This window comes from Salibaculum griseiflavum (assembly GCF_003129565.1).
Taxonomy (GTDB): Bacteria; Pseudomonadota; Alphaproteobacteria; order Rhodobacterales; family Rhodobacteraceae; genus Salibaculum; species Salibaculum griseiflavum.
Window position 1 is genome coordinate 39,873 of sequence record NZ_QETF01000017.1, and the last position, 22,628, is coordinate 62,500.

Here is a 22,628-nt window from a genome sequence, read left to right on the forward strand (position 1 = left end):
TATTTCTACTTGGTAATCTCATCGATTTTAGTATCGATTAAAACTTTTTTGTTTAAAAAGTATTCTTTCAGCTTTTTTCGACTTAGGGATGGCTCCGCTACTGAGTTATACGGACGATCTGGCTTTGCGCAATTCTGCAAGTGTGCGTATACGGGAGCTGACTTGTCAGCAAAAGCCGAGAGCGTGATAAAAAAATCTCCGTATTCCCAAGTCCGGCGAACTTCCTCGTCGTTCATCAGCTCCTCGTACATCTTCTCGCCCGGCTTTGCGCCGATCTCGATGATTTCGATTTCGCGTCCTGCGCCAAGCACATCGCGCATGACATGGGCGATGTCTTCGATCCGCGCCACCGGCATCTTGGTCACCATTACCTCGCCCCCGGTTGCAAGCCAGACAGAGTCAAGTACGAGGCGCACGGCCTCCTCCAGTGTCATGATGAACCGGGTCATCTGGCGGTCAGTGAGCGTGATTGGGCCGCCCTTCTCAATCTGGCGGCGGAAGAGCGGCACGACCGATCCGCGTGATCCCAGCACGTTGCCAAAGCGCGTCGATGCGAAGATCGTGCCCGCGTTACGAGACCTGATATCGAGCCCGTTCGCAGTGGTCTCCGCGGCGGCGGTCATGAGCCGCTCACCCATCAGCTTGGACGTCCCCATCACGTTGGTCGGGTTTACGGCCTTGTCCGACGACGTAAATATAACTCGCTCGACCCCATTTGCCTGGGCCGCGTCGATGACGTTCTGCGTGCCCTGAATATTGGTTGCAATCGCCTGGGCCGGGCTGTCCTCGCAGAGCCCGACATGTTTGAGCGCGGCCGCGTGCAGCACGATGTCCACACCGCGCATGCGAAGCATGAGTGCTTCGCGGTCCCGAATGTCGGCCAGGTGCCCTGAAACCTTCCCCGATCCCCGGTATTGCTCGATCTGGAAAAAGAGTTCCGTCTCGTTGTTGTCTATGCAGACGACATGCGCGGCCGGGCTTTCCACCAGTTGACGGACGAGCTCTGCACCGACCGTGCCGCAGGACCCCGTCACCAGGACCGTCTTGTCCTTGAATTTTTCCATAATGATCAGCTCCAGCGCACGCGCGGCATGATACGATCCGTAACGATCCGATCGCGGTTCTCGATGATCCGCTCGAGCATCGCGCCAAGAATCCCCTCCGTCATGTAATGCGGCTCCAGGCCAAGCTCTATAAGCCCGGAATGGGTCGGGTTGTAATAGTGCTCTTCCTTTTCTTTCCGGGGATTGGGTATCGACTTGATCTCGACACCGAGACCCATCTGGTCCCCGACGCCCTTCACGCGCTCGGCAAGCTCGGAAACCGTGAAGGTCTCGGTCAACTGGTTGAAGATCCGGAGCTCACCGCTTTCGGCCGGTTTCTCCGCCGCGAGGCGAACGCATTGCAGGGTATCGCGGAGGTTCAGGTAGCCGCGCGTCTGCCCGCCGCCGCCATAGACGGTCAATGGGACGCCAGCCACGGCCTGGACCAGGAAACGGTTAACGACCGTCCCGAAGATATCGTCGTAATGAAAGTTCGGGCAGAGACGCGGATCGAGATCCGCCTCGTCGGTCGAGATCCCGTAGACCGGGCCTTGCATGAGGTCGGTGACACGCAACCCGTAGGTCCGTACGTAGAACCAGAGCAGGTCCGTATCGAGAACCTTTGTGGTGTGGTAGAGGGAGCCCGCCGCACGCGGGTAAAGGAACGTGTCCTTGCGACCCTTGTGCTCGATCTCCAGCCACCCCTCCTCGATATCGATATTCGGCGTGCCGTATTCACCCATGGTGCCGAGCTTCACGACATGGGCCTCCGGGACGATCTCCTTGACCGCCCAGATACAGTTAAAGGTCACGTCGAGGTTGTTCTGAAACGTCTCCCGCGCCTCCCGGAACCCGCGCATCGAGTAGGGTGCCGAGGGCTGTTCCGCGTAATGGATGATCGTATCGGGTGTCGTGTCACGGACAATGTCGAACATGACGTCCGGGTCCGAAAGATCCCCGATCCGAACGTGTATCTCGTGCCCGGTGGTGCCTTTGAAGATCGCTGCACGCTCCGAGAGGTTCGGTGCCACGAGAAGAGCGTCGCTCTCCGTGGCCTCGGCCATGTGCCGGCGAAGATAATTGTCGGCCACTGTCACCTCATGCCCGGCTGCCGCAAAATCCATGGCCGTTGGCCAGCCGAGGTATCCGTCTCCGCCGAGTATCAGGACACGCATTTCTTCGCTCCATTTATCTACAGATTTCACACTTGGTCAGCCGGGTAGGAGTGGATCGCTTTGCGCATGCAAAGGGCAATCGCAACCTTGGGCTCCACTCCGAGACGCATGCGCAACTTCCAGCTATTTGTGAAATTCCGCATCGCGTTTTCGTCGCAAGTGGGAACATAACACTCATCGGGATAGCGCATGCCTCCTAAATTTATTGGGCAAAAGAGGGGCTATTGTCTCTGGTCCGGTTGTCTCGCGAGCAGTCACAATCGCAAAGGCCCCAGTGCTGATACTTGGCGTCATAACAGGCAGGTACAGCACATTTATCAGATTTGAGGTGCGGGAGCTCACCGATAAGCGCACGCCTTATTAAACCGCGCCCTCCGGTTACCAGCCCTTTGATAAAAAGGCTCATTTTTGCTTTGACAGGCAAGCTCTCATGCCGACGGGCGGAGCTTTTTGGGCGGTTTCCTGTGCAAGAACGCCTAAACACTTACTCACACGCCCTCTTGGTCCGACAACAGAGCAGATGCTGCAGCGAAACGAGCGTGGTTACCTCTGACCGCCATGGCATTGCGCAATACTCGTGTCAAATGATCCTGATAGGTGACGAATAGTACTCCGTGCTCCTCGCTTCTCCTGAGCGCGGAAACGGCGTAGTCATTCATTTTATGAGCCTTGCCCATGTTTTTGACGCCTTATTGAGCGAACAGCTTTCTTTGCCAGCTCTCTCGGCGTCACTTGCGAAAGCCTTTTTGTAAAGATCTTTTTGAAGGCTCAGGACAAGGCTCAATCGTCGACTAACTGTTCGCCGGAACCCATCAAGACTTTTTGACAGTTTTGTTCGACGCTGCGGCGACTGTGGACAAACATGAATGTCACGCTAGTCATGTCAGAAAGTTCGGCAGCGAGCATCGGTCGCCGCACGGTAAATGGATCAATTCACGTTTACACTTCGGCTGAGACTCATCCCTTGATAAGCCCCATCTGTTCGAGCTTGAGGATCACCTGGTGGGCGCAGTGGTCCACGTCCATGCCCTCGGTGTCGACGCGCAGCTCGGGGGTGGCCGGTTCCTCGTAGGGGTCCGAGATCCCCGTGAACTCCTCGATCTTGCCCTCGCGCGCCAGCTTGTAGAGCCCCTTGCGGTCGCGCCGCTCGCATTCCTCGAGACTGGTCGCCACATGCACCTCGCAGAAGGCGCCGTATTGCTCGATCATCTCGCGCACCGTGCGCCGCGTCGCCGTGTAGGGCGCGATCGGCGCGCAGAGCGCGATGCCCCCGTTCTTGGTGATCTCGCTGGCCACGTAGCCGATCCGGCGGATGTTGATGTCGCGATGTTCCTTGGAAAAGCCCAGCTCCGACGACAGGTGCTTGCGCACCACGTCCCCGTCCAGCAGCGTCACCGGCCGCCCGCCCATCTCCATCAGCTTGACCATCAGCGCGTTCGCGATCGTCGACTTGCCCGAGCCCGAAAGCCCGGTGAAGAACACCGTGAAGCCCTGGTTCGCCCGCGGCGGGTATCGCCGGCGCAGCTCGCGCACCACCTCGGGAAAGGAGAACCATTCCGGGATCTCCAGCCCCTCCGACAGCCGCCGGCGCAGCTCGGTGCCCGAGATGTTCAGCACCGTCACGCCCTCCTCGATCTCGTCGGCGGGCTCGTACTGCGCGCGCTCCTGCACGTAGACCATGTGCTTGAAGTCGACCATCTCGAGCCCGATCTCGCCGGCATGCGCGCGCACCATCTCCTGCGCGTCGTAGGGGCCGTAGAAATCCTCGCCCGCGCTGTTCTTGCCGGGGCCGGCGTGGTCGCGGCCCACGATCATGTGCGTGCAGCCGTGGTTGCGCCGGATCAGCGCGTGCCAGAGCGCCTCGCGCGGGCCCGCCATCCGCATCGCCAGGTTCAGAAGGCTCAGCGTCGTCGTCGCGGAGGGGTACTTGTCCAGCACCGCCTCGTAGCAGCGCACCCGGGTGAAGTGATCCACGTCGCCCGGCTTGGTCATGCCGACCACCGGGTGGATCAGCAGGTTCGCCTGCGCCTCCTTGGCGGCGCGGAAGGTCAGCTCCTGGTGCGCGCGGTGCAGCGGGTTGCGCGTCTGGAAGGCCACGATCCGCCGCCAGCCCAGCTTGCGGAAGAGCGCCCGCAACTCGTTCGGCGTGTCGCGCCGGCCGCGGAAGTCGTAATGCGTGGGCGGCTGGATGCCGGTGACCGGCCCGCCGAGATAGACCCGGCCGGCCGCGTTGTGCAGGTAGTGCACCGCCGGGTGCGCCGGGTCGTCGGCGCCGAAGACCTTCTCGGCCTCGCGCGTCTTGTCGGGCACCCACTTGTCGGTGACCGACATGATCGCGAGGATCACCCCCTCCTGGTCGCGGAGCGCGATGTCGCGGCCGATCTCGACGCCCTCGGCGAACGCCTCGGACACGTCCAGCGTGATCGGCATCGGCCAGAGCGTGCCGTCGGCCAGCCGCATCTCCTCGACGACCGCGTCGTAATCGGCCTGGCCCAGGAACCCCTTCAGCGGGCTGAACCCGCCGTTCATCAGAAGCTCCAGGTCGCAGATCTGGCGTGGGCTGAGGTCCCAGCTCGGCAAATCGCCCGCCTCGCGCTTCAGCTTCTGCGCGCTGTCAGGGGAGACGTAAAGCTCCGGGATCGGGGCGAGGTGCGAAGTATCAGTCTCGTGGTCAAACACTGTTAGCGTTCACTCTGTTTGCTCTGGATTTCATTGTTGCTGGCGTGCCTTGAGACGATCGATGGCGATCAGGCGCCTCGTCTAGTCTATGGCCGTTGGACCAAAGCCTTCCGGGTTCCGGGACTGCCAGGTCCAGCTGTCCCGACACATATCTTCGGGGGACCGACGAGCCTTCCAGTCAAGCGCCTCATTCGCCCGTGACGGGTTCGCGTAGAAACTTGGAAGATCCCCTTCCCGCCTGGGCGCTATACTGGTCGGCAACTTACGGCCAAGAATATTTTCGAAACAACCGATCAACTCTTTCACGGTCATCCCGCTTCCTGTTCCGATGTTGAGAGCGGTATGCGCCGACATGTTCTCGAGGCGCTCGAGCGCCGCGACATGGGCCTCGGCGAGGTCTATGACGTGGATGTAATCCCGTTCTCCGGTACCATCGCGTGTATCGTAGTCATCCCCAAAAATCTGCAGCCGCTCACGCCGCCCAACGGCCGTCTGCGCTATATATGGCATCAGGTTGTTAGGAATCCCTTTCGGATCCTCCCCGATCCGACCCGAGGGATGCGCGCCCACCGGGTTGAAATACCTGAGAGAGATGGCGCACCGGGACGGGCTCGCCGCGCACCAGTCCCCAAGGAGCTCTTCCACGGCCAACTTGGTTCTGCCGTAGGGATTGACCGGCCGGGTCGGATGATCCTCGTCATACGGAAGATACTCGGGCGTGCCGTAGACCGTCGCCGAGGACGAGAAAACGATCCGCTTACACGATGCTTTTGACATCGCCTCCAGAAGGCGCATCGAACCACCAACATTCACGTCGTAATAGGAAAGTGGGTCCTCAACACTTTCGCCGACCGCCTTCAGCCCGGCAAAATGTACCACCGCCGCGGGTTCGTGGTCGGCGAACAGTCGGTCTAAGATGCTCCGATCCCGAACGTCTCCCTCAACGACATTGAAATCCCGGTTGGACAATTGCTGCACCCGGCGAAGCGCTTCCCGCGACCCGTTGGAAAAATTGTCCAGCACGACGACGTCATGCCCCGCGGCCAGCAGCACGACGAGCGTGTGGCTGCCAATATACCCCGCGCCACCTGTCACCAGGATTTTCATTTTTCCGAATACGTCATGTGGTGGACCAAAACGCTGGCCGTCTCGCACCCCGCATCAAATGCCCGATAACGCAACCCCTCATCTCGCAAACGCCCGATAACGCAAATCAACGATCAGACGCCCGATGACGCAGGGATCACTTATTGGCCCTTGGCGCTGGCGCCATATCAGCGCGAAGTTCTGCTTCCCGCTCCAGCGCATCAATTTCTTCTTTCAACGCCACATATTCCGCACGCTTGCGAGCCAAAAACCGCTGGGTCAATGTCACCTTTTCCGACAGGCCCTTCGGCGTCAGTATGTAGGCATAACGCCTTTTGTCCTCGGCAGCAGTGAAATTCCCCAGCTTCACCAGCCCTTTGTCCACCAGTGCAGTAAGCACGTAGTGGATGCCACCCGTGCTGACCCCAACCTCTTTCGCCAGCTCACGCTGCGACAGCTCTGGATTGTCCGCCAAAAGGCGCAGGATACGAAACTGCACCTCTTCGCGCAGCTTGTCACGCTGGGAGGTCATGACTTTGGGAGTTTCGCGCAGGCTACCGCACAAGGACTGCCTGCAGGCCTCCTCGGGGTAACGGGTTTTGCAATGTACAGCTCGATCAACATGAACGCTCTGGCTTGAGCGATATATGCGTGCGCTTGCTTACGCAACAGCAAATGTTAGCTGAAGACCAAGGAAGGAGGTCGATCCTCGTCGACCTGGACGGCGCACTATACCCTTACAATGCGGGCAAAATACCTAGGGATCGCTACGGCACAACGCACACGTAGACAACAGAGAAATCCTGCACCTGCCGAGTCCGCGATGCGGTGGCCCTGCAGAGCCCACCGGCAGTCTCGTATCAAGCCGTCCCTAGCGGACGTGCTGCGATAGGGCCTCCTTGGTTTAATGGCAGTCATGGCTCGTTCTCCTTTCTGGTTATATTCGATTTCTGCCCCTGCCCCATCATCGCTGGAGCCCCACACGCTCAGCCATGCCGTGGAAAAAGCCGAGGTCTTCGAAACGGAAGACCTCAAAAGCGTTGGAGGTTTGATTGCAGAGGCGGATTTCCTACCAGGGCAAATCGAGCCAGGGCAGCAGGTAGTAATCGAGCTCGGCCGCATTCATCGGGTCAGGCCGCACAGCCAGCGTGACATCAGCTTGATAGCGCATCGGATCAAAACGAATGCGCCACAGCAGCCGCCTCTTCCCCGTCGGCTGGCAGCCCGCCAAAACCAAACTGATGATCAGTTCGTCGTTACTGTGCAGAAGTTCCGACTTCGGGTCGCACTGCACATGACCGCCCATATTATCGATCGCCGCAGCGGTGCGCTCAATGATTTTCGGGCGCAGGGCACGCAGGCGCGTGTTGAGCACGATGCGGTCGCGATCGCGGTTTGTGCGATAACGTTGAAAGGGGATGCGTCACCCGGCTTCACCAAAACATCACATCACTTCAGCAAACTCGGCTTGAATGCGCTCGAATTTGAGCGATAAGTGGGCCAATGACACAAGGAGGCGCAATGACGGCACACGAGCGCGGCACAAGTTGGTTCCTGGCGCAGTTGAAACCAAATTGCGCCAGGATCGCAGACAAGCAGCTCACGCGGCAGGGGTTTCAGACCTTCCTGCCGCTCGACGAGGAAACGCGACAGCGCAATGGCAAATTCGTGACAGTCGAACGGCCTCTATTTCCGGGCTACATCTTCGTTGCTTTTGATGCAGACCTCGGCCTGTGGCGGCAAGTCAACTCGACCTACGGCATCACTCGGCTGGTCAGCTTTGGCAAGGAGCCCGCAGCGGTGCCGCTCGATCTAGTCTCGCAGATCATGCTGCGCTGTGACGCAGACGGCAAGTTACTGCCCCCGGAAGAGCTCAAGCCTGGAGATCAGGTCGCGCTGACCAAGGGACCGTTCGCAAACTTTGTGGCCGAGGTTGAAAAGATTGCGCCGGATCGCCGCGTCTGGGTCTTGATGGAGATCATGGGCGGGCAAAAACGGGTCGCAGTCGGAGCGGAGCAGCTGCGGACGACGTAGTGCAACGACAACGGGCCACCTCTTTCATCTACCAGGATCGGCGGCATCGCGCGCCATCCGGCTGTCGCAAAGTGAGTGATCGCCACGCGCTGGAGTGCGCAGTCAGTCTATTGGGTGCTAATTGAGATACTAATGGATAGGCAGGCGCTTGCGGGTGTGCCATTTTAACCACAACCTGTGTGCGCGAGTTGGCTTTTTCGTCTTAGATCATGCCAAACGGAACCATTTCAACTTCTGGATGCGTTAAGGTTGAAGTACAAATGCTCTTGAGAATCATGTGGATGTAAAAATTGCTATTTGAATGGGCGTCTGTGTATCTGGGTTGGCGAGTGGTCACGCTGCTGGCGTTATCGTTTATGATCAGCTTATTCTTTGTCGCATACGGTCGACGCACGGCGCGCTTGCTTGGTCGCGCTCATGATTTGCACGCCGTGCAATCAATGCATACACGACCAACACCACGAGTTGGAGGTATCGCCATTTTCGGCGCCTTTGGTCTCAGTGTGATATTCGCGCCGGCATCGATTTCACAGTCATATGCGCTCTTTAGTATGTCAGCCGCTCTGCTCTTCGCAGCGGGGCTGCTCGAGGACCTTGGGTTTCATGTGTCGCCGCGCAACCGACTATTGGCGGCTGCGGGAGCCAGTCTCTTGGTGGTGCTGCTTCTGGGTGTTTGGTTGCCACGTGCCGGTATCCCAGGCCTAGATGCAGTGTTGGGTTATTGGCCCATCGGGATCCCCTTCACATTGCTGCTGACCGCTGGTATCGCAAACGCCTTCAACATGATTGATGGGGTCAACGGCCTGGCATCAATGACGGCGATCGTAACTGCCGTGGCGATGAGCCTAATCGCCGATAAGGCTGGCTATCACGCGATGGTGCATCTGGCCTTGATGCTGGCCGGGGGTGTGTTTGGGTTTTTTCTGCTGAATTACCCTTTTGGCAAGATCTTCCTTGGCGATGCGGGCGCCTACACGCTTGGCTTCGTGCTGAGCTGGTTCGGGATTGCAATCCTCCTCGAGGCTCCGACCGCCTCACCTTGGGCGATCTTGCTCGTGTTGTTCTGGCCAGTGGCCGATATGCTCCTAGCCATTTACCGTCGGTCGCGTCGCAAGGCGGACGCCATGGCGCCGGACAGGTTGCATGTTCATCAGATGGTCATGCGCGCTTTGGAAATCTGCGCCCTGGGGCGCAATCGGCGCCGGATCGCCAATCCGCTTACCACATTGGTGCTGACCCCTTTCGTTATTGCACCACCGGTTGTTGGAGTTGTCTTCTGGAACAACACGATAAATTCATTTGCAGCCGTCGTAGGCTTCGGAATCGTGTTTTTTGCATCATATGTGGCAGCCCCAGCTCTGATCCGTAGATTTCGTATTAATGCGGAAAATGCCACGCCCATCCAGAAGACGGTCGCGAAGTGGCACAAGCGCGAAACGGCCGGAGACCGTAAGGCTGGTGGATTTTGACCGCCTAAACGCCGTTGAAGCCACAGTAAAGACCACGAACTGCTTGTCTAACGGATAGTCTTAGGCGAATTTACCGCTGACAGCATGTCGCTGGTGTAAAGATAGCCATCGGAAGATCATCCTCGCTTAACAAAAGATCACGACAACGCTTCAAACAAGGATACGTAGATAATGAAGATAAGTGAGAGAAGAGATATCATAAGATTTTTCGCAGTTGTAAGCGTGGGTTTTTTTTTTCCTAAAGCGACGACCGCGGATGATGCTCTAACTTTTCACGCCGGCTTCATCAGCGATGGAATACTGGGGCAGGGGTCAACCTACGGCGCGGGCTCAAGTGTATGGATTGATGGTCAATATCGGTTCGAACTTGGGCCAGTTGAGGGCGGGGTGCACGCCAAATACGAGACCCTTGAAGAAACTCTTTTCTATGATGGCTCCTACGTTCAACTTCCGTTTGGCGATTGGGTGGCTGGAGTTGGGCTCAAAGATAGGCACTGGTCCCTATCGCCCAATACATCATTGATCCTTTCTGATAATGCAGCTCCCCTCCCGACGATATATCTAACGAAGAGTGATAGGTCGCCGTTTCAATCGCCCATACTCGCCTGGATTGGCCCTTGGGAAGCTGATTTTTTCTTTGGCTACAACTACAAGGGAGACAGCTTTCGAGACGCGAATATGCTTGGAGCACGTGTCGTCATAGAACCAATCAAAGACTTCGAGCTTGAAGCTGTCTGGACCACTCAATTCTTTCCTGATGATGCTGATTTCCGAAACATTTTTGGCGATGAAACCAACGCTGGCATTTCACCAGACGCGAATGGAATGGCTGGTTTCGGGGTGGCCTACGCATGGGGCGCAAACCGTATCTACGCTCAGGCGATCGGTGAAGATGCGGCGGGGCTTGCGCCATCATGCTTTATGTATCTTGCGGGCTTTTCACGCCAAACGGTCATCGGTACTGTTCCGAGCAACTTAAACTTCGAGGTTGTCGATACAAGAATTTCTGAAACCCCAAACGGGTGGTGCGGGCCAGGCACTGCCTACAGAAACGGGACCCATCCGTATGTTCAAGATGGTGTTGTCATGGGGGCTCCAATAGATAGCGAAGGGGTTTCGGTATCAGTACGCGGTGCCCATGACCTTCCCGATTATGATATTGATTGGAGCCTTGGATATGATGTGGTCAATGATGCGTCGATTGCTAACCACCGGCTTTCAAGTCAGCGCGTCGATGGATTAAGCGCGCATCTTGGCTTAGGTTTTGACTACCATGGAACGCGAGTGGTATCGCGCGTTCATTATAACGGTTATGAACTCGATCGGACAGCCGTCGATGAAGGGCTGGTTTTAAGTATTGAGTTGTCGAAAAGCTTTTGACGTCGGCGCACCTGCATTCCTCAAGCGCGCTTGTGATGTCGCTCACTACCAAGTGACCGTGATATACGGAATGGTGTTACCCTCCTCTATCCCTAGCTGTACACAAGCCCAGACAGCTCCGGTATAAGATGCCCAACAAGCTTGGGGCCTTGAAAAGCGGCGATAAACATCGCAGTAACCATTATAACTTGTAAGCCTTGGAGGCTCGATTGACGGATAGCCCGGACGCCCCTCTAGATGACGAGATTGATCTAGCCGAGCTATTCTCGGCCCTTCTGTCGAATTGGCTGCTGATCGGCGCAACCACCGCGCTGTTTTCAGCAGCGGCGATCTACTATGCGGTTTGGGTTGCTGAGCCAACTTATGATGCGGGGGCAAAGTTTGCTTTTGAGGATGGCTCTGGGGGCATTTCCCTGCCCAGCGAATTGGGGGGGCTTGCGGCTTTGGTTGGTGTTTCAGGGGGGACAAGCGGCGGCCCGGCCCAGACGCTGGAGGACCGTATCAAATCACGGGATTTCATTCTGAAGATCGCGCCGGAGGCCGGCCTTTTTGAAGACCCTGAGGTCAATCCACCAGTAGGACAGGTCGGTCCGGTAGGTGCACTTCTGATCGCAGCAGGTATTAGCGAGCCTCCAACAGCTTCTGACGCCAAGGAACAGATGCGCGTCATCGATTGGGTTAATGAGTCCGTTTCGGTGGAGTTGGGTGAGAACGGGGTTGTCACGGTCGCAACGACCCATGTTGACCCGCATAGGGCTGCGGAGATTACGAATACAATCGTTAACCATGCGCTGGCCACGCTCCTTGAAGATCAGGAGCGGAAATCCCGGGCCCAGATCGATTATCTTTCCAAGCAGCTGCTTGATGTCCAGGCAGATGTCGAGGCAACGACGGCATCAATCACTGAATATGCGGTAGAGAACGACTTGGCATCCGATCAAGAGTTGGCTCGTGCCTCGGCGCAGCTGGTGCTGTTGCGGGAGCAGCGAGACAGTTTTAGGAGTTTTCTAGCGGCGCTCGATGATCTGCAGGCGATAGCAGAAAAAAACGATATCCTTACGGCTCCACTGCGGCAGCAGCTGGTGACGGATCATCCGTTCATACGCGACGCAGATTTCCGTCGCTTGCTGAGCTGGCCCAGCTCTCCTGTGAATTGGGTCTTGCCAGATGCCATCCAACTGGCGACCGCGCGTGATCGGACAACGCAACGACTTGAGGAAGTCGAACGCACGATAAACGAGTTCGAGGAAGATGCCCGTCGAAACGCCTCGGCTGCTGCCGAGCTGGCGGCTCTTGAGCGTGAGGCAACAGTTCAAAAGACTATTTATGAAGTGATCGTACAACAATTTGAGACCCAGCGCATCACCGATGGGTTTGTCGCCTCGATCGCGGATGTTTATGAAATGGCTGTGCCGCCAGTGCAGCCATCTGCTCCTAACAACAAACTGATTGCGGCTCTCGGACTTGTCCTTGGCCTAGTGGTTGGTTCTGGTTTAGGGATCGTGCGATCCATGCGGCGGGGCGTTCTGCATACAGCGAACGCGTTATCGGATGCCATGAATGGCAGGATCGGCGCCGATCGTGTGGCGAAATACTTCGGAGGCCGCAGACGCCCCGTTGATCGGCGGATCGCCCAATTTGAAAAGCGCCCGCATAATCAGCTGGACGAAGTAGCCGTAGAAATAGCTCAGGGATCACCGAAACGTGTTCTGGTCCTGCCAACAGGATCGGAACAGGTGGCCGGTGCAGTCGGACTTTACCTCGCTTTGTCCGAAGAGGGTCCCCGCTGCGCTGTTGTTGATCTGACCGGAACGCTGGACCTCAAAGGGGCGGCCCCAGCGGGCGAGGAAGGCAGTCTTGACCGGTTTGATCTTGCCTCTGGCCCGACAGTTTTCAAACCAGCGGACAAGACGCGGGTCAGTCCGTTCACGATTGAGCAGGCCGTCGCCGGGATCGAGCATGAGTTTGACCGTGTTCTGGTCATATGCCCGCGCGTGGGGGCCGGTGCCCCGATTGCCGCGGCCCTTGCATCGGGCGCACAACGTCTTGTGTCGGTCCTGGGCGCCGGGCGCACCACGAGGCAGCAAACGGATCGTTTGAAGGCGTTGCGTGACCGCTTCAAGATCTCGCAACAGACGCTGATCCTTGAGTAGAAAGATCGCCATAATGTATTATAAAGTATCAGCTTTGGCGCTGTTCACACTTGCGGCCTGCGATATTGCCTATGAGCCCCAGACCCTGCCATTGACCTCACGCGTGACCGAGGTGGAGCAGACCGAATTCAAACTCAATGTAAAACCACTGACGCGCGAAGAAATTGCGCTGGCAAATGCTCGCCAATGGCACCGGCAGGCCATTGTACCGAACCGGCAAGCTGCCGAAGGCACCAGCTTGCGGCAGGAAGCATCAGCCCGCGCCGAGAATCTGCCACCCGTCACCTCGCCCCCAGTCTACCGTTTGGGAGTTGGTGACGAACTGAGCCTCGAAATTAAGAAACAGGTGGTCGATCGTGATGGTGTACCGCGCGCAACATCTCAGGTGCTACAGCTGCCCGTGAAAGAAGATGGCACGATCTTCTCGGCCCAAATTGGATCTATTGAAGTACGGGCGCGAACCTTAAATGCGGTCCGTGATCTTATTGGTCGGGAGCTTGCGCGTTCCTCTGGCCGAGACGCGCAGGCTTTGACGGAGCTGACGCCTCCACCCACCGGCGCGCCACCCGTTTACCGGATCGGTGCTGGTGACGTGCTGGCGATCACCAGGGTCTTGCCGCAGGTCTCGGATGATGGGAACGTTAATGATGTGCCCAATACTCGGCCCCTGGTCGTGGCGTCCAACGGCAGTGTCAGGCCGCTTGGAGCGGGGGATGTCGATGTTGGCGGCCTCACGACTGGAGAGGCAATCGAGGAAATCTCCGCCGAATTGCTTCGCAATGGCCTGAACCCTGATATCGAACTTTCGATACAGGCCAATAACTCGAAGCCTCTCCGGCTGATTGGTGATTTGCCCACCACCATTGAAGACCGCTTGATCCCGATTGCCGAGGCGCCTGTTCGGTTGGTTGACGTGGTCAGTCGGTTGGGTCTGCAAACTCCACCCGGTCGGGACTACCTGATCGAGATCCGACGCGAGGGAGAACGCTATGGCGTGCTACTCAAGAATTTGCTGGGCCCTGAGCGGCGCGCGCCGATATATCTGCACCCCGATGACACCATACGGATCCAGGCTCAGGAAAGTGCCCCGGATTTTGCGGTGAATATTGTCGGATTCAATTCGCAGTCTGTGTCGGTCACGTCGGTTGCAGGCAACGGAGCCAGCGTGGAGTTGCCGGTGACATCCCAACCGCTGGAACTGGCCGATGCGATCAATGCCGCCAATATCGCGGTCGACAGCGAAACCGATGTCATGGCGCGGATCATTCGCAATGGTCAGGAATACCGGGTATCAGTACGCCGGTCGCTGATTGACCAGCCATCGCGCAAGGTCTTCCTGCAGTCCGGCGATCGGATCGTTTTTGAACCAATTGTGTTTGAAAAGCAAACCGTGATGATAACCGGCGCTGGAACCGCGCCGCAGCTGATTGAGATTGCCCAGATTGCACGGCCCACACTATCAGATGCCGTGTTCAGCAGCAGGGCCCTTGCTGATGCGGAGTCTGACCTCAAACAGGTCTTCGTGTTGCGTCCAGATGAGAATGTGGCAAATCAATTTGACGCTTACTATCTCGACCTGAGCAATCCGACTCGGTTGGCATTGGCTGATGATCTTCAATTGCGTCCAAATGATATTATCTTCATATCCGACCAGCCAGTCAGCCAGTTCACACGGGTTGTCGGTCGCATCAACAATGCCTTGCGATCGGGGCTGGGCCTTGCGCAATCCGCGGAGGCGGTGCAGACCCTCGTCCAGTGATTTAGATGCATTCCAACACTTGGAGGCAGCCCGGTAGTAAAAGGTCAGCTGAGAGCACATATCCCTGGCGGTATTGCCCTGTTCGGCTTGGGGTTGGCTACCCTCTGCTGAATTTATGCCCCCCCGGGCTGTGCAATCAACTTTAGGCTGTACGCCGCCCCCACACTTATAGCATAGCGCTTGATCTGCGCTTCAGAGGCTTCGAGAAAATCGGTATGGCCCGCAGCATGCATGGCGAAAAATGCCGCCTGTACACTGTTTCCGTAGGAGTATCCGCAGAAACAGCCCACGTAGGATCAAGGCTCTCCGCCGCCAAAGCGCGTGACCAGCTCATAGGGCCGAACGCTTTCAAGATTTGCCTGCACGCGTGCCTTGTGAGCGTTGTCGATCAACTCAGGGTAGTGCCCCAGCGTGTGGTGTAGGAGGCCGCGCGCGGAGCCTTTTGGGGTATCGCAGCGCGCGGCCGGGCTGGCGGCCACCGCGCTTCTTCGTAGTCTGAGGTTGTTCAAAGACCGATGACAACGAAGGAGAGCACGATGACCGAGACCAAGATTGACCTTCCGGGCGTGATTGCCAAGAGCGACGACGCGGACTTTCTACGCGATTTGATCCAGGACGCCGCACAGCGGCTGATGGACATCGAGGTGGCCGCCGTCTGCGGAGCTGGGCATGGCGAGCGCAGCCCGGACCGCGAGAACCAGCGCAACGGATACCGGCCGCGCCGGTGGGATACCCGGGCAGGCACCATCGGGCTGAACATCCCCAAGCTGCGCAAGGGCAGCTATTTCCCGACCTTCCTGGAGCCGCGCCAGACAGCCGAGAAGGCGCTGATGGCGGTGATACAGGAGGCTTACATCCACGGCGTCTCCACCCGCGCTGTCGACGATCTGGTCCGTGCCATGGGGCTGACGGGCACCTCGAAGAGCCAGGTCTCGCGGCTCTGCGAGGAGATCGACGAGCGGGTGCAGGCGTTCCTGAACCGGCCTCTGGAGGGCGACTGGCCCTTCCTCTGGCTCGACGCCACCTACGTGAAGCTGCGTGAGGGCGGGCGGATCGTCTCGATGGCGGTGATAGTGGCCGTTGCAGTCAACACCGACGGGCGGCGCGAGATCCTTGGGATCACGGTGATGCCGTCCGAGGCTGAGACCTTCTGGGCCGACTTCCTGCGGTCTCTCACGCGTCCGGGGTCTGCGTGGCGTGCAACTGGTCATCAGCGATGCGCATGAGGGGCTGAAGGCGGCCGCACGCAAGGTTCTCGGCGCCGGCTGGCAACGCTGCCGGGTGCATTTCCAGCGCAACCTCCTGGCGCGCGTGGGCAAGACCAACAAGCCCGTGGTCAGCGCCGTGGTGAAGACCGTCTTCGCCGAGAAGGACCGCGATCAGGCCCATGCCCGCTGGCGCGAGGTCGCCGACAGCCTGCGCGACCGGTTCCGGGATGTTGCCGAGCTGATGGACGAGGCCGAGCACGACGTGCTGGCCTACATGGCCTTCGACGAGAGCCTGCGTTCGAAGCTGCACAGCACCAACCCGCTGGAGCGCGTCAACAAGGAGATCAAGCGGCGCACAAACGTCGTCGGGATCTTCCCGAACCGTGAAGCCGTGATCCGCCTCGTGGGGGCACTGATGCTGGAGCAGAATGATGAGTGGGCGGTCTCGCGTCGCTACATGCCGGTGGAAAAGCTGACCGCCATGTGCGACCATCCCGATACGGCGACGATGATCGCCGCACAGTGAACGAGCAACACCGGCTATGAAGAAGCAGGTGAACGCCAGTTCCTACACCACGTCCCGGGACACTACCTCAACTCAGACCAAAGCGCCGGGACGCGCGTTTCGAGCAAACATGCGATGTGGATGCCGGTTAGAAGACTGGTTGGCAACTCATTGCCCTTTTTTCGTGCCGCCAAGACCCTTTGATGGCACCCAACGAGGGTCAAAAGCTCTTGATGGCAAGATCTAAGTATATTCCGTTGCCAAAAGCGGTTGATGTGATTAGGGTGCCATCAAACCACGTTGACGACAGTTTAAGCTAAAAAATGGTCACCAAAATATACGATCTTGCAGATGCAGTGCGCTATCATGAGGGCGCTTTTCCGCCCAAGCCGCTGGATTACGAACAGCTCCTTGGCCCTCTGGAAGAGGCTGCGGCTTCGCTGGCACGCTATGACGCCAAGATATCGGGGATGGTGAATGGCGAGCTGTTCCTCGCCCCATTGCGCCGCCAGGACGCGGTGACCTCGTCGCGGATGGAGGGTACGATCTCGACTATTGAGGACCTTTATCGCCTGGAGGCAGAGGAAGATTCCGGAAGCACGGACCTCTATCGCGATACCCGCCACGACGACATTGAGACTTACCTCTATTCGCGCGCGCTCCGAAGCGCGCAAGATGCCCTTGCCGCAGGTATGCCGCTTGGGGAACACCTTATTCGGTCTGCGCATCAGCAACTGCTCTCCGCCGGGCGTGGCGCTACAAAGCGCCCTGGCAGCTATAAAATCGAGCAGAACTACATCGGGAATGAGCGCGGCGGAAAGATTTACTACGTCCCTATTGCCCCAGAGCAGCTTGAACCTGCGATGGCGGCTTTGGTCCAGTTCATAAACAGCAGTGCGACGCGTCCGCTCATCCGCACCGCCCTCGCACATGTGGAATTCGAAGCCCTTCACCCGTTCGAGGATGGCAATGGCCGGATCGGCCGCATGCTGATTACGCTGATGCTCTGGCGACTAGGTGTGCTTAGCCAGCCCAACTTCTTTGTCTCGGGCTACTTCGAGACCCATAAGGACGAATATATCGAACGGATGCGAGCCGTATCCTCTGAGGGAGACTGGACCGGCTGGGTAGTTTTCTTTCTTCAGGCCATGCATGAACAGGCCACGGTGAACATCGAGACAGCTGATGCAATCTTCAGGCTGTACACGGACATGCGCGAGCGCTTCCGTGAGGTACTGAACTCGCAGTTTCACGATCAGGCGCTGGATTTCGTGTTCGCGAGCCCGGTGTTTCGCAATGATCGGTTTGTCGAAAGGTTGGGTATTCCGGCGACCTCTGCGCGTTTGCTGTCCCGACGGCTTGTCGAGGCCGGGCTCCTAAGAACGCTGCAGCCTGCAGCCGGGCGCCGGGCGGCGCTCTACGCTTTTGATCCCTTGTTGGACCTGTTGAGGGTCTAATGCCGATACTGAAAATTGTCACCGTCATTGCACTTCTGCTTTCTGAAGCGCCTGTCTCCTCTTCTAGAAGCTACCACGTCAACGCACAAAATTCAGGATAGTCCCGACATTGGACAAGCTCATATTGACGGAAGCTGCGAGGGAAAACTTCTGAGCCATTCGCGTCGTTCCAAGTGCATCGATCATACCGAAGGGGTGAAGTGGCCCGAGAAAACCGGACAGTCGTCTAAGGTGTATCACCGGATCGGCCTAGATCACGACGCTGACCGAGGCGGGCGCGCGCGTCTCGATGGATGGGCGCGGGCATTACCTCGACAACATCTTCATCGAATGTCTCTGGCGATCCCTGAAGCAGGAGGCGGTCTATCTCAAAGAAATCAATGACGGCCTCCAAGCCCGGCGGGTGATCAGCAACTGCATGGCGTTCTACAATACCGAGCGGCCTCATTCCTCCCATGAACGCAAAACGCCGAAGGAAGCATACTGGATCGGTCGAGATTATAAATTGGCGGCATGAAAACCAACCCGGATACACCTCAGATCAGCCGCTGAGCTGTCCGAAAAACCGGGACCGCTTCACTATTAGCCTTGGGCACGAGCACACTAGCGTGTTGTGCGGACATTGATCACCCTATTCTCCGCACATAATTCCGCCTTCACTCTTGCCGATGCAGAGAAAAAGTTGGATTATCGCTGCAATTTTTGCGGAGAATACGATGCAAATCTGGGAACGGGACACCTGGCCTAACCTTACTTGGCAAGACGCGCGCGTTGCCGCGTACCTAGCTGAGGTACGCCATACCCAGGGCAAGCTGATCGGAAGAATGGAAGCGCTAGGCTTCAAGCTGCGCGAGGAAGCGGTGCTGCAGACGCTGACACAAGACGTCGTCAAGACAAGCGAAATCGAAGGCGAACAGCTCGACATCACTCAGGTGCGGTCATCGCTGGCACGTCGCCTTGGCATCGACATTGGCGCTTTGCCCCCGACGGATCGTAACGTCGAAGGCATCGTCGAGGTCATGCTTGATGCCACGCGCAACTACGACGCTCCACTGACAGCGGAGCGCCTATTCGGCTGGTATGCCGCCCTGTTTCCGACCGGGCGCAGCGGCATGACACGCATCCGCGTCGGGGATTGGCGCGATGACAGTACCGGCCCGATGCAGGTGGTATCAGGACCCTACGGACGGGAGCGCGTGCATTACACAGCGCCACCTGCCTCTAGGGTCGCGGCGGAGATGGAAGCGTTTCTCGCGTGGTTCAACGCGCCGATTTCATCCGATCCTGTAATCAAGGCGGCCCTCGCGCATCTGTGGTTTGTGACGATCCACCCGTTCGAGGATGGCAACGGGCGGATTGCTCGTGCAATCGCTGATCTCGCGCTGGCGCGGTCAGAGGGCAGCTCACAGAGGTTCTACAGCATGTCGGCGCAGATCCGAACAGAACGGAGCGCATACTATGATCAACTGGAGCAAACGCAGAAAGGCGAAACGGACGTAACCGAGTGGGTTCTGTGGTTCCTCGCGTGCCTGGATCGCGCCATCTGTGGAGCGGATAGTGTACTTGCTGCAGTTGTCGCGAAGGGTCAATTCTGGGAGCGCGCGGCTCCGATGCCGCTGAACGAGCGACAGATCAAGGTTCTGAACCGTTTACTTGACGGCTTTGAAGGCAAGATGACCACGTCGAAATGGGCGACGATTGCGAAATGCTCTCAGGACAGTGCAAGTCGCGACATCGCAGCCTTGATTGAGTTTGGGCTGATGCGAAAAGGCGAAGCTGGCGGTCGCAGCACAAGCTATGAGCTGGTTCTGTAACGCGAGCAGACCGCATTGTCGGCCATCACTCTGCGATGCCGATCCGTTCGAATACTCCCGAACATCATCAACCGTCGGTGGTTTCGGCTGAATACCAACGATTACGCCTCTTCTAGGGGTGACTCGCAAAACGTTGACTTGGTGTTGACTCGGACGGCATAAGTGAATTCCCCAGTATTTCAGTCAGGAACCAAACGATTGATTTATTGGAGTTATTTGGTTGCGGGGGTAGGATTTGAACCTACGACCTTCAGGTTATGAGCCTGACGAGCTACCGGGCTGCTCCACCCCGCGCCAAATCTGATGTGCATGTACGTTTTATGACGGTCGGGTGCAAGGGGGGCCAGCGGGGAAATTCCGGGTTCGGACGAACTATTTCGACGGATCATGCCCGGGGTCATCCGGCGCGTCCGGGGCAAGGATATCCGCCCAATATCGGGCGAATTCCGGATGGCGCCAGCGGGTGCGAAACCCGCCTTGTCGAATCTCTTGCCCCGGCTCGAAACCGGCCATCAAGTCCGGCTTGAGCGCGTCTCCGTGAAAGGTCAACGCCACCCGCCCCCGGCTTTTCATCAGGAACGGGAAGGTCCCGAGAATCCGGTCAAGCGGCCCCATGTAGAGATCCTTGAAACTGCCGGCCAGGCTCCGGGGCAAGGCTCGCAGCTTGCCCTTTTCGTGCTGGCTGATGAACCGTTCGTCGGACCGCAAGGGGAGCGGCATCGCTTTGCGCGCGATCTCGGGGCGATAGGCCTTGTGGAAGGCATCGAGAAAGTCGGTGAAAATGTCCGCGTGTTGACCGGGGCGGAAAACCATGACGGAACTATTGATGAAATAGCAGCCTTCCGGCGTCATCCATGACAGCCAGGGGGTTCGCCAGTGCGGGAGGAAATGGTTCGGCAGCGCATGAAGGCAGGGATGCGTGTCGAGCAGGTCGACCAGCTCGCCGATATCGCCGAAAACACCTGTATCAATGTCGAGGTAGATGGTCTTGAGATCGGGGTCGAGCACAGCCGGTGCGAACATCGACAGTTTCGGCAAACACCCTCCGAAAGCGGTCATGTCCTGTAATGGCATGCCAAGATCGGGAAAAGGGCGAGTGATGATATCCGGCGACAGGCCAGTGGCGTCATCGGTAATGCAGACGACCCGAAGGTCCCGCGCCGTATGGCGCCGGATGGCGTCCAGAAGGCCATGAATATAGCGGGGATCATATTTTCGGCCCCATTTCACGAGTACGACTTGGATCATGAGCAGAGTTCGCCCCGCGCGTTATTGCCGCTAGGACAAAAGCCTAGCTGCGTTCGTTCGTTTAGGGGTCGGTGTAGCATCGTCGAGAGATACAATAGATGTTTCTTACTAGGTCTGGCAGCGACTTACTCTCCCACGTCTTAAGACGCAGTACCATCAGCGCTACGGCACTTAACGGCTGGGTTCGGAATGGAGCCAGGTGTTTTGCTCGTGCTATGACCACCAGACCAAGAAAGAAACATTGTCCAAGCCAGGTAAACTGACTTCTGAACCGTAAGAGCAGGACGAACCTTGCTTCTACTGGATCAAATCAAGCCTATCGGACAATTAGTACCGGTCAACTGAACGCCTTGCAGCGCTTACATCTCCGGCCTATCGACGAGGTGGTCTACCTCGGTCCTCAGGGATACCTTGTTTTGAGGGGGGCTTCCCGCTTAGATGCCTTCAGCGGTTATCCTGTCCGATCATAGCTACCCTGCACTGCTGCTGGCGCAACAACAGGTCCACCAGTGGATCGTTCACCCCGGTCCTCTCGTACTAGGGGCAACTCCTCTCAAGTATCCTACACCCACGGAAGATAGGGACCGAACTGTCTCACGACGTTCTAAACCCAGCTCACGTACCTCTTTAAATGGCGAACAGCCATACCCTTGGGACCTGCTCCAGCCCCAGGATGAGATGAGCCGACATCGAGGTGCCAAACACTGCCGTCGATATGGACTCTTGGGCAGTATCAGCCTGTTATCCCCGGCGTACCTTTTATCCGTTGAGCGATGGCCCTTCCACTCGGGACCACCGGATCACTATGGCCGTCTTTCGACTCTGCTCGACTTGTCAGTCTCGCAGTCAGGCTGGCTTCTGCCATTGCACTCAACGAGCGATTTCCGACCGCTCTGAGCCAACCTTCGCGCGCCTCCGTTACTATTTGGGAGGCGACCGCCCCAGTCAAACTACCCACCACGCAGGGTCCCGGATCCGGATAACGGACCGCGGTTAGACATCAAGCAGAACAAGGGTGGTATCTCAAGGATGGCTCCACCGAAACTGGCGTTCCGGTTTCAAAGCCTACCACCTATCCTGCACATGTTGTGCCTGATGCCAGTGCGAAGCTGTAGTAAAGGTGCACGGGGTCTTTCCGTCTAACCGCGGGAAACCTGCATCTTGACAGGTAATTCAATTTCGCTGAGTCGATGTTGGAGACAGCGGGGAAGTCGTTACGCCATTCGTGCAGGTCGGAACTTACCCGACAAGGAATTTCGCTACCTTAGGACCGTTATAGTTACGGCCGCCGTTTACCGGGGCTTCAATTCGGAGCTTGCACTCCTCCTTTTAACCTTCCGGCACCGGGCAGGCGTCAGACCCTATACGTCGTCTTGCGACTTCGCAGAGCCCTGTGTTTTTAGTAAACAGTCGCCACCCCCTGGTTTGTGCCCCCAGCCAAAACTTGCGTTGAAACTGGGCCTCCTTCTCGCGAACTTACGGAGGTATTTTGCCGAGTTCCTTCAACATCGTTCTCTCAAGCGCCTTGGTATTCTCTACCAGTCCACCTGTGTCGGTTTAGGGTACGATCTAATGGAGGGCTATTTCCAGGAACCGATCAGCGGCCCACCCAATCCGA

General features: G+C 57.7%; 15 protein-coding genes, 1 tRNA gene, 2 rRNA genes and 1 pseudogene (1 of these 19 only partly in view). 10 read left to right on the forward strand and 9 right to left on the reverse strand.

Annotated features, from left to right (window positions below; all coding sequences use genetic code 11):
- Positions 1–5: 5 nt before the first annotated feature.
- The 5 genes from DFK10_RS13285 to DFK10_RS13305 all read right to left on the reverse strand — a co-directional run bounded on the left by DFK10_RS13285 (position 6) and on the right by DFK10_RS13305 (position 6,515).
- On the reverse strand, positions 6–1,064 hold the full coding sequence (locus tag DFK10_RS13285; protein WP_217810152.1) for an SDR family NAD(P)-dependent oxidoreductase: 1,059 nt from the start codon (positions 1,062–1,064) through the stop codon (positions 6–8).
- Positions 1,065–1,069: 5 nt separating this feature from the next.
- Entirely contained in the window at positions 1,070–2,218 is a 1,149-nt protein-coding gene (locus DFK10_RS13290; RefSeq protein WP_109389525.1) for an NAD-dependent epimerase/dehydratase family protein, read from the reverse strand.
- A gap of 957 nt (positions 2,219–3,175) precedes the next feature.
- A complete protein-coding gene (locus DFK10_RS13295) occupies positions 3,176–4,897 on the reverse strand; it encodes a bifunctional sulfate adenylyltransferase/adenylylsulfate kinase (protein ID WP_109389526.1) in 1,722 nt (573 codons plus the stop codon).
- Between the two features lie 81 nt (positions 4,898–4,978).
- Complete coding sequence (gene galE / locus DFK10_RS13300) at positions 4,979–6,004, reverse strand: UDP-glucose 4-epimerase GalE (protein WP_109389527.1); 1,026 nt, start codon at positions 6,002–6,004, stop codon at positions 4,979–4,981.
- A 136-nt stretch (positions 6,005–6,140) separates the two neighbouring features.
- Complete coding sequence (locus DFK10_RS13305; protein WP_109389528.1) at positions 6,141–6,515, reverse strand: MarR family EPS-associated transcriptional regulator; 375 nt, start codon at positions 6,513–6,515, stop codon at positions 6,141–6,143.
- A 375-nt stretch (positions 6,516–6,890) separates the two neighbouring features.
- On the opposite strand from DFK10_RS13305, the gene DFK10_RS16310 reads away from it, so the two are divergent.
- From DFK10_RS16310 to DFK10_RS13360, 10 genes and pseudogenes are all read left to right on the forward strand, one after another.
- Positions 6,891–7,478, forward strand: a complete 588-nt coding sequence (locus tag DFK10_RS16310; protein ID WP_146193271.1) for a hypothetical protein — start codon at positions 6,891–6,893, stop codon at positions 7,476–7,478.
- A 26-nt stretch (positions 7,479–7,504) separates the two neighbouring features.
- A complete protein-coding gene (nusG, locus tag DFK10_RS13315; RefSeq protein WP_109389530.1) occupies positions 7,505–8,017 on the forward strand; it encodes a transcription termination/antitermination protein NusG in 513 nt (170 codons plus the stop codon).
- Between the two features lie 329 nt (positions 8,018–8,346).
- On the forward strand, positions 8,347–9,486 hold the full coding sequence (locus tag DFK10_RS13320) for a glycosyltransferase family 4 protein (RefSeq protein WP_109389531.1): 1,140 nt from the start codon (positions 8,347–8,349) through the stop codon (positions 9,484–9,486).
- 171 nt (positions 9,487–9,657) lie between these two features.
- Entirely contained in the window at positions 9,658–10,866 is a 1,209-nt protein-coding gene (locus DFK10_RS13325) for a capsule assembly Wzi family protein (protein WP_109389532.1), read from the forward strand.
- A gap of 209 nt (positions 10,867–11,075) precedes the next feature.
- Positions 11,076–13,019 (forward strand): Wzz/FepE/Etk N-terminal domain-containing protein, encoded by a 1,944-nt coding sequence (locus DFK10_RS13330; protein ID WP_217810153.1) that lies wholly within the window; start codon positions 11,076–11,078, stop codon positions 13,017–13,019.
- A 13-nt stretch (positions 13,020–13,032) separates the two neighbouring features.
- A complete protein-coding gene (locus DFK10_RS13335) occupies positions 13,033–14,778 on the forward strand; it encodes a polysaccharide biosynthesis/export family protein (protein ID WP_109389534.1) in 1,746 nt (581 codons plus the stop codon).
- A 536-nt stretch (positions 14,779–15,314) separates the two neighbouring features.
- Positions 15,315–16,512 (forward strand): annotated as a pseudogene (locus tag DFK10_RS13345) (IS256 family transposase).
- Between the two features lie 302 nt (positions 16,513–16,814).
- Positions 16,815–17,948 (forward strand): Fic family protein, encoded by a 1,134-nt coding sequence (locus tag DFK10_RS13350; protein ID WP_109389535.1) that lies wholly within the window; start codon positions 16,815–16,817, stop codon positions 17,946–17,948.
- A gap of 262 nt (positions 17,949–18,210) precedes the next feature.
- On the forward strand, positions 18,211–18,465 hold the full coding sequence (locus DFK10_RS13355; RefSeq protein WP_268952266.1) for an integrase core domain-containing protein: 255 nt from the start codon (positions 18,211–18,213) through the stop codon (positions 18,463–18,465).
- A gap of 151 nt (positions 18,466–18,616) precedes the next feature.
- A complete protein-coding gene (locus tag DFK10_RS13360; RefSeq protein WP_235866845.1) occupies positions 18,617–19,762 on the forward strand; it encodes a Fic family protein in 1,146 nt (381 codons plus the stop codon).
- Between the two features lie 217 nt (positions 19,763–19,979).
- Here the strand turns inward: DFK10_RS13360 and DFK10_RS13365 are convergent.
- From DFK10_RS13365 to DFK10_RS13380, 4 genes are all read right to left on the reverse strand, one after another.
- Positions 19,980–20,056, reverse strand: a tRNA-Met gene (locus tag DFK10_RS13365).
- A 78-nt stretch (positions 20,057–20,134) separates the two neighbouring features.
- Positions 20,135–21,010 carry a glycosyltransferase family protein gene (locus DFK10_RS13370; protein ID WP_146193272.1) on the reverse strand — a complete coding sequence of 292 codons (876 nt, stop codon included), beginning with the start codon at positions 21,008–21,010 and terminating at the stop codon, positions 20,135–20,137.
- A gap of 112 nt (positions 21,011–21,122) precedes the next feature.
- Positions 21,123–21,237, reverse strand: a 5S ribosomal RNA gene (gene rrf, locus DFK10_RS13375).
- 79 nt (positions 21,238–21,316) lie between these two features.
- Positions 21,317–22,628 (reverse strand): 23S ribosomal RNA (locus DFK10_RS13380); it runs 1,519 nt beyond the window's last position.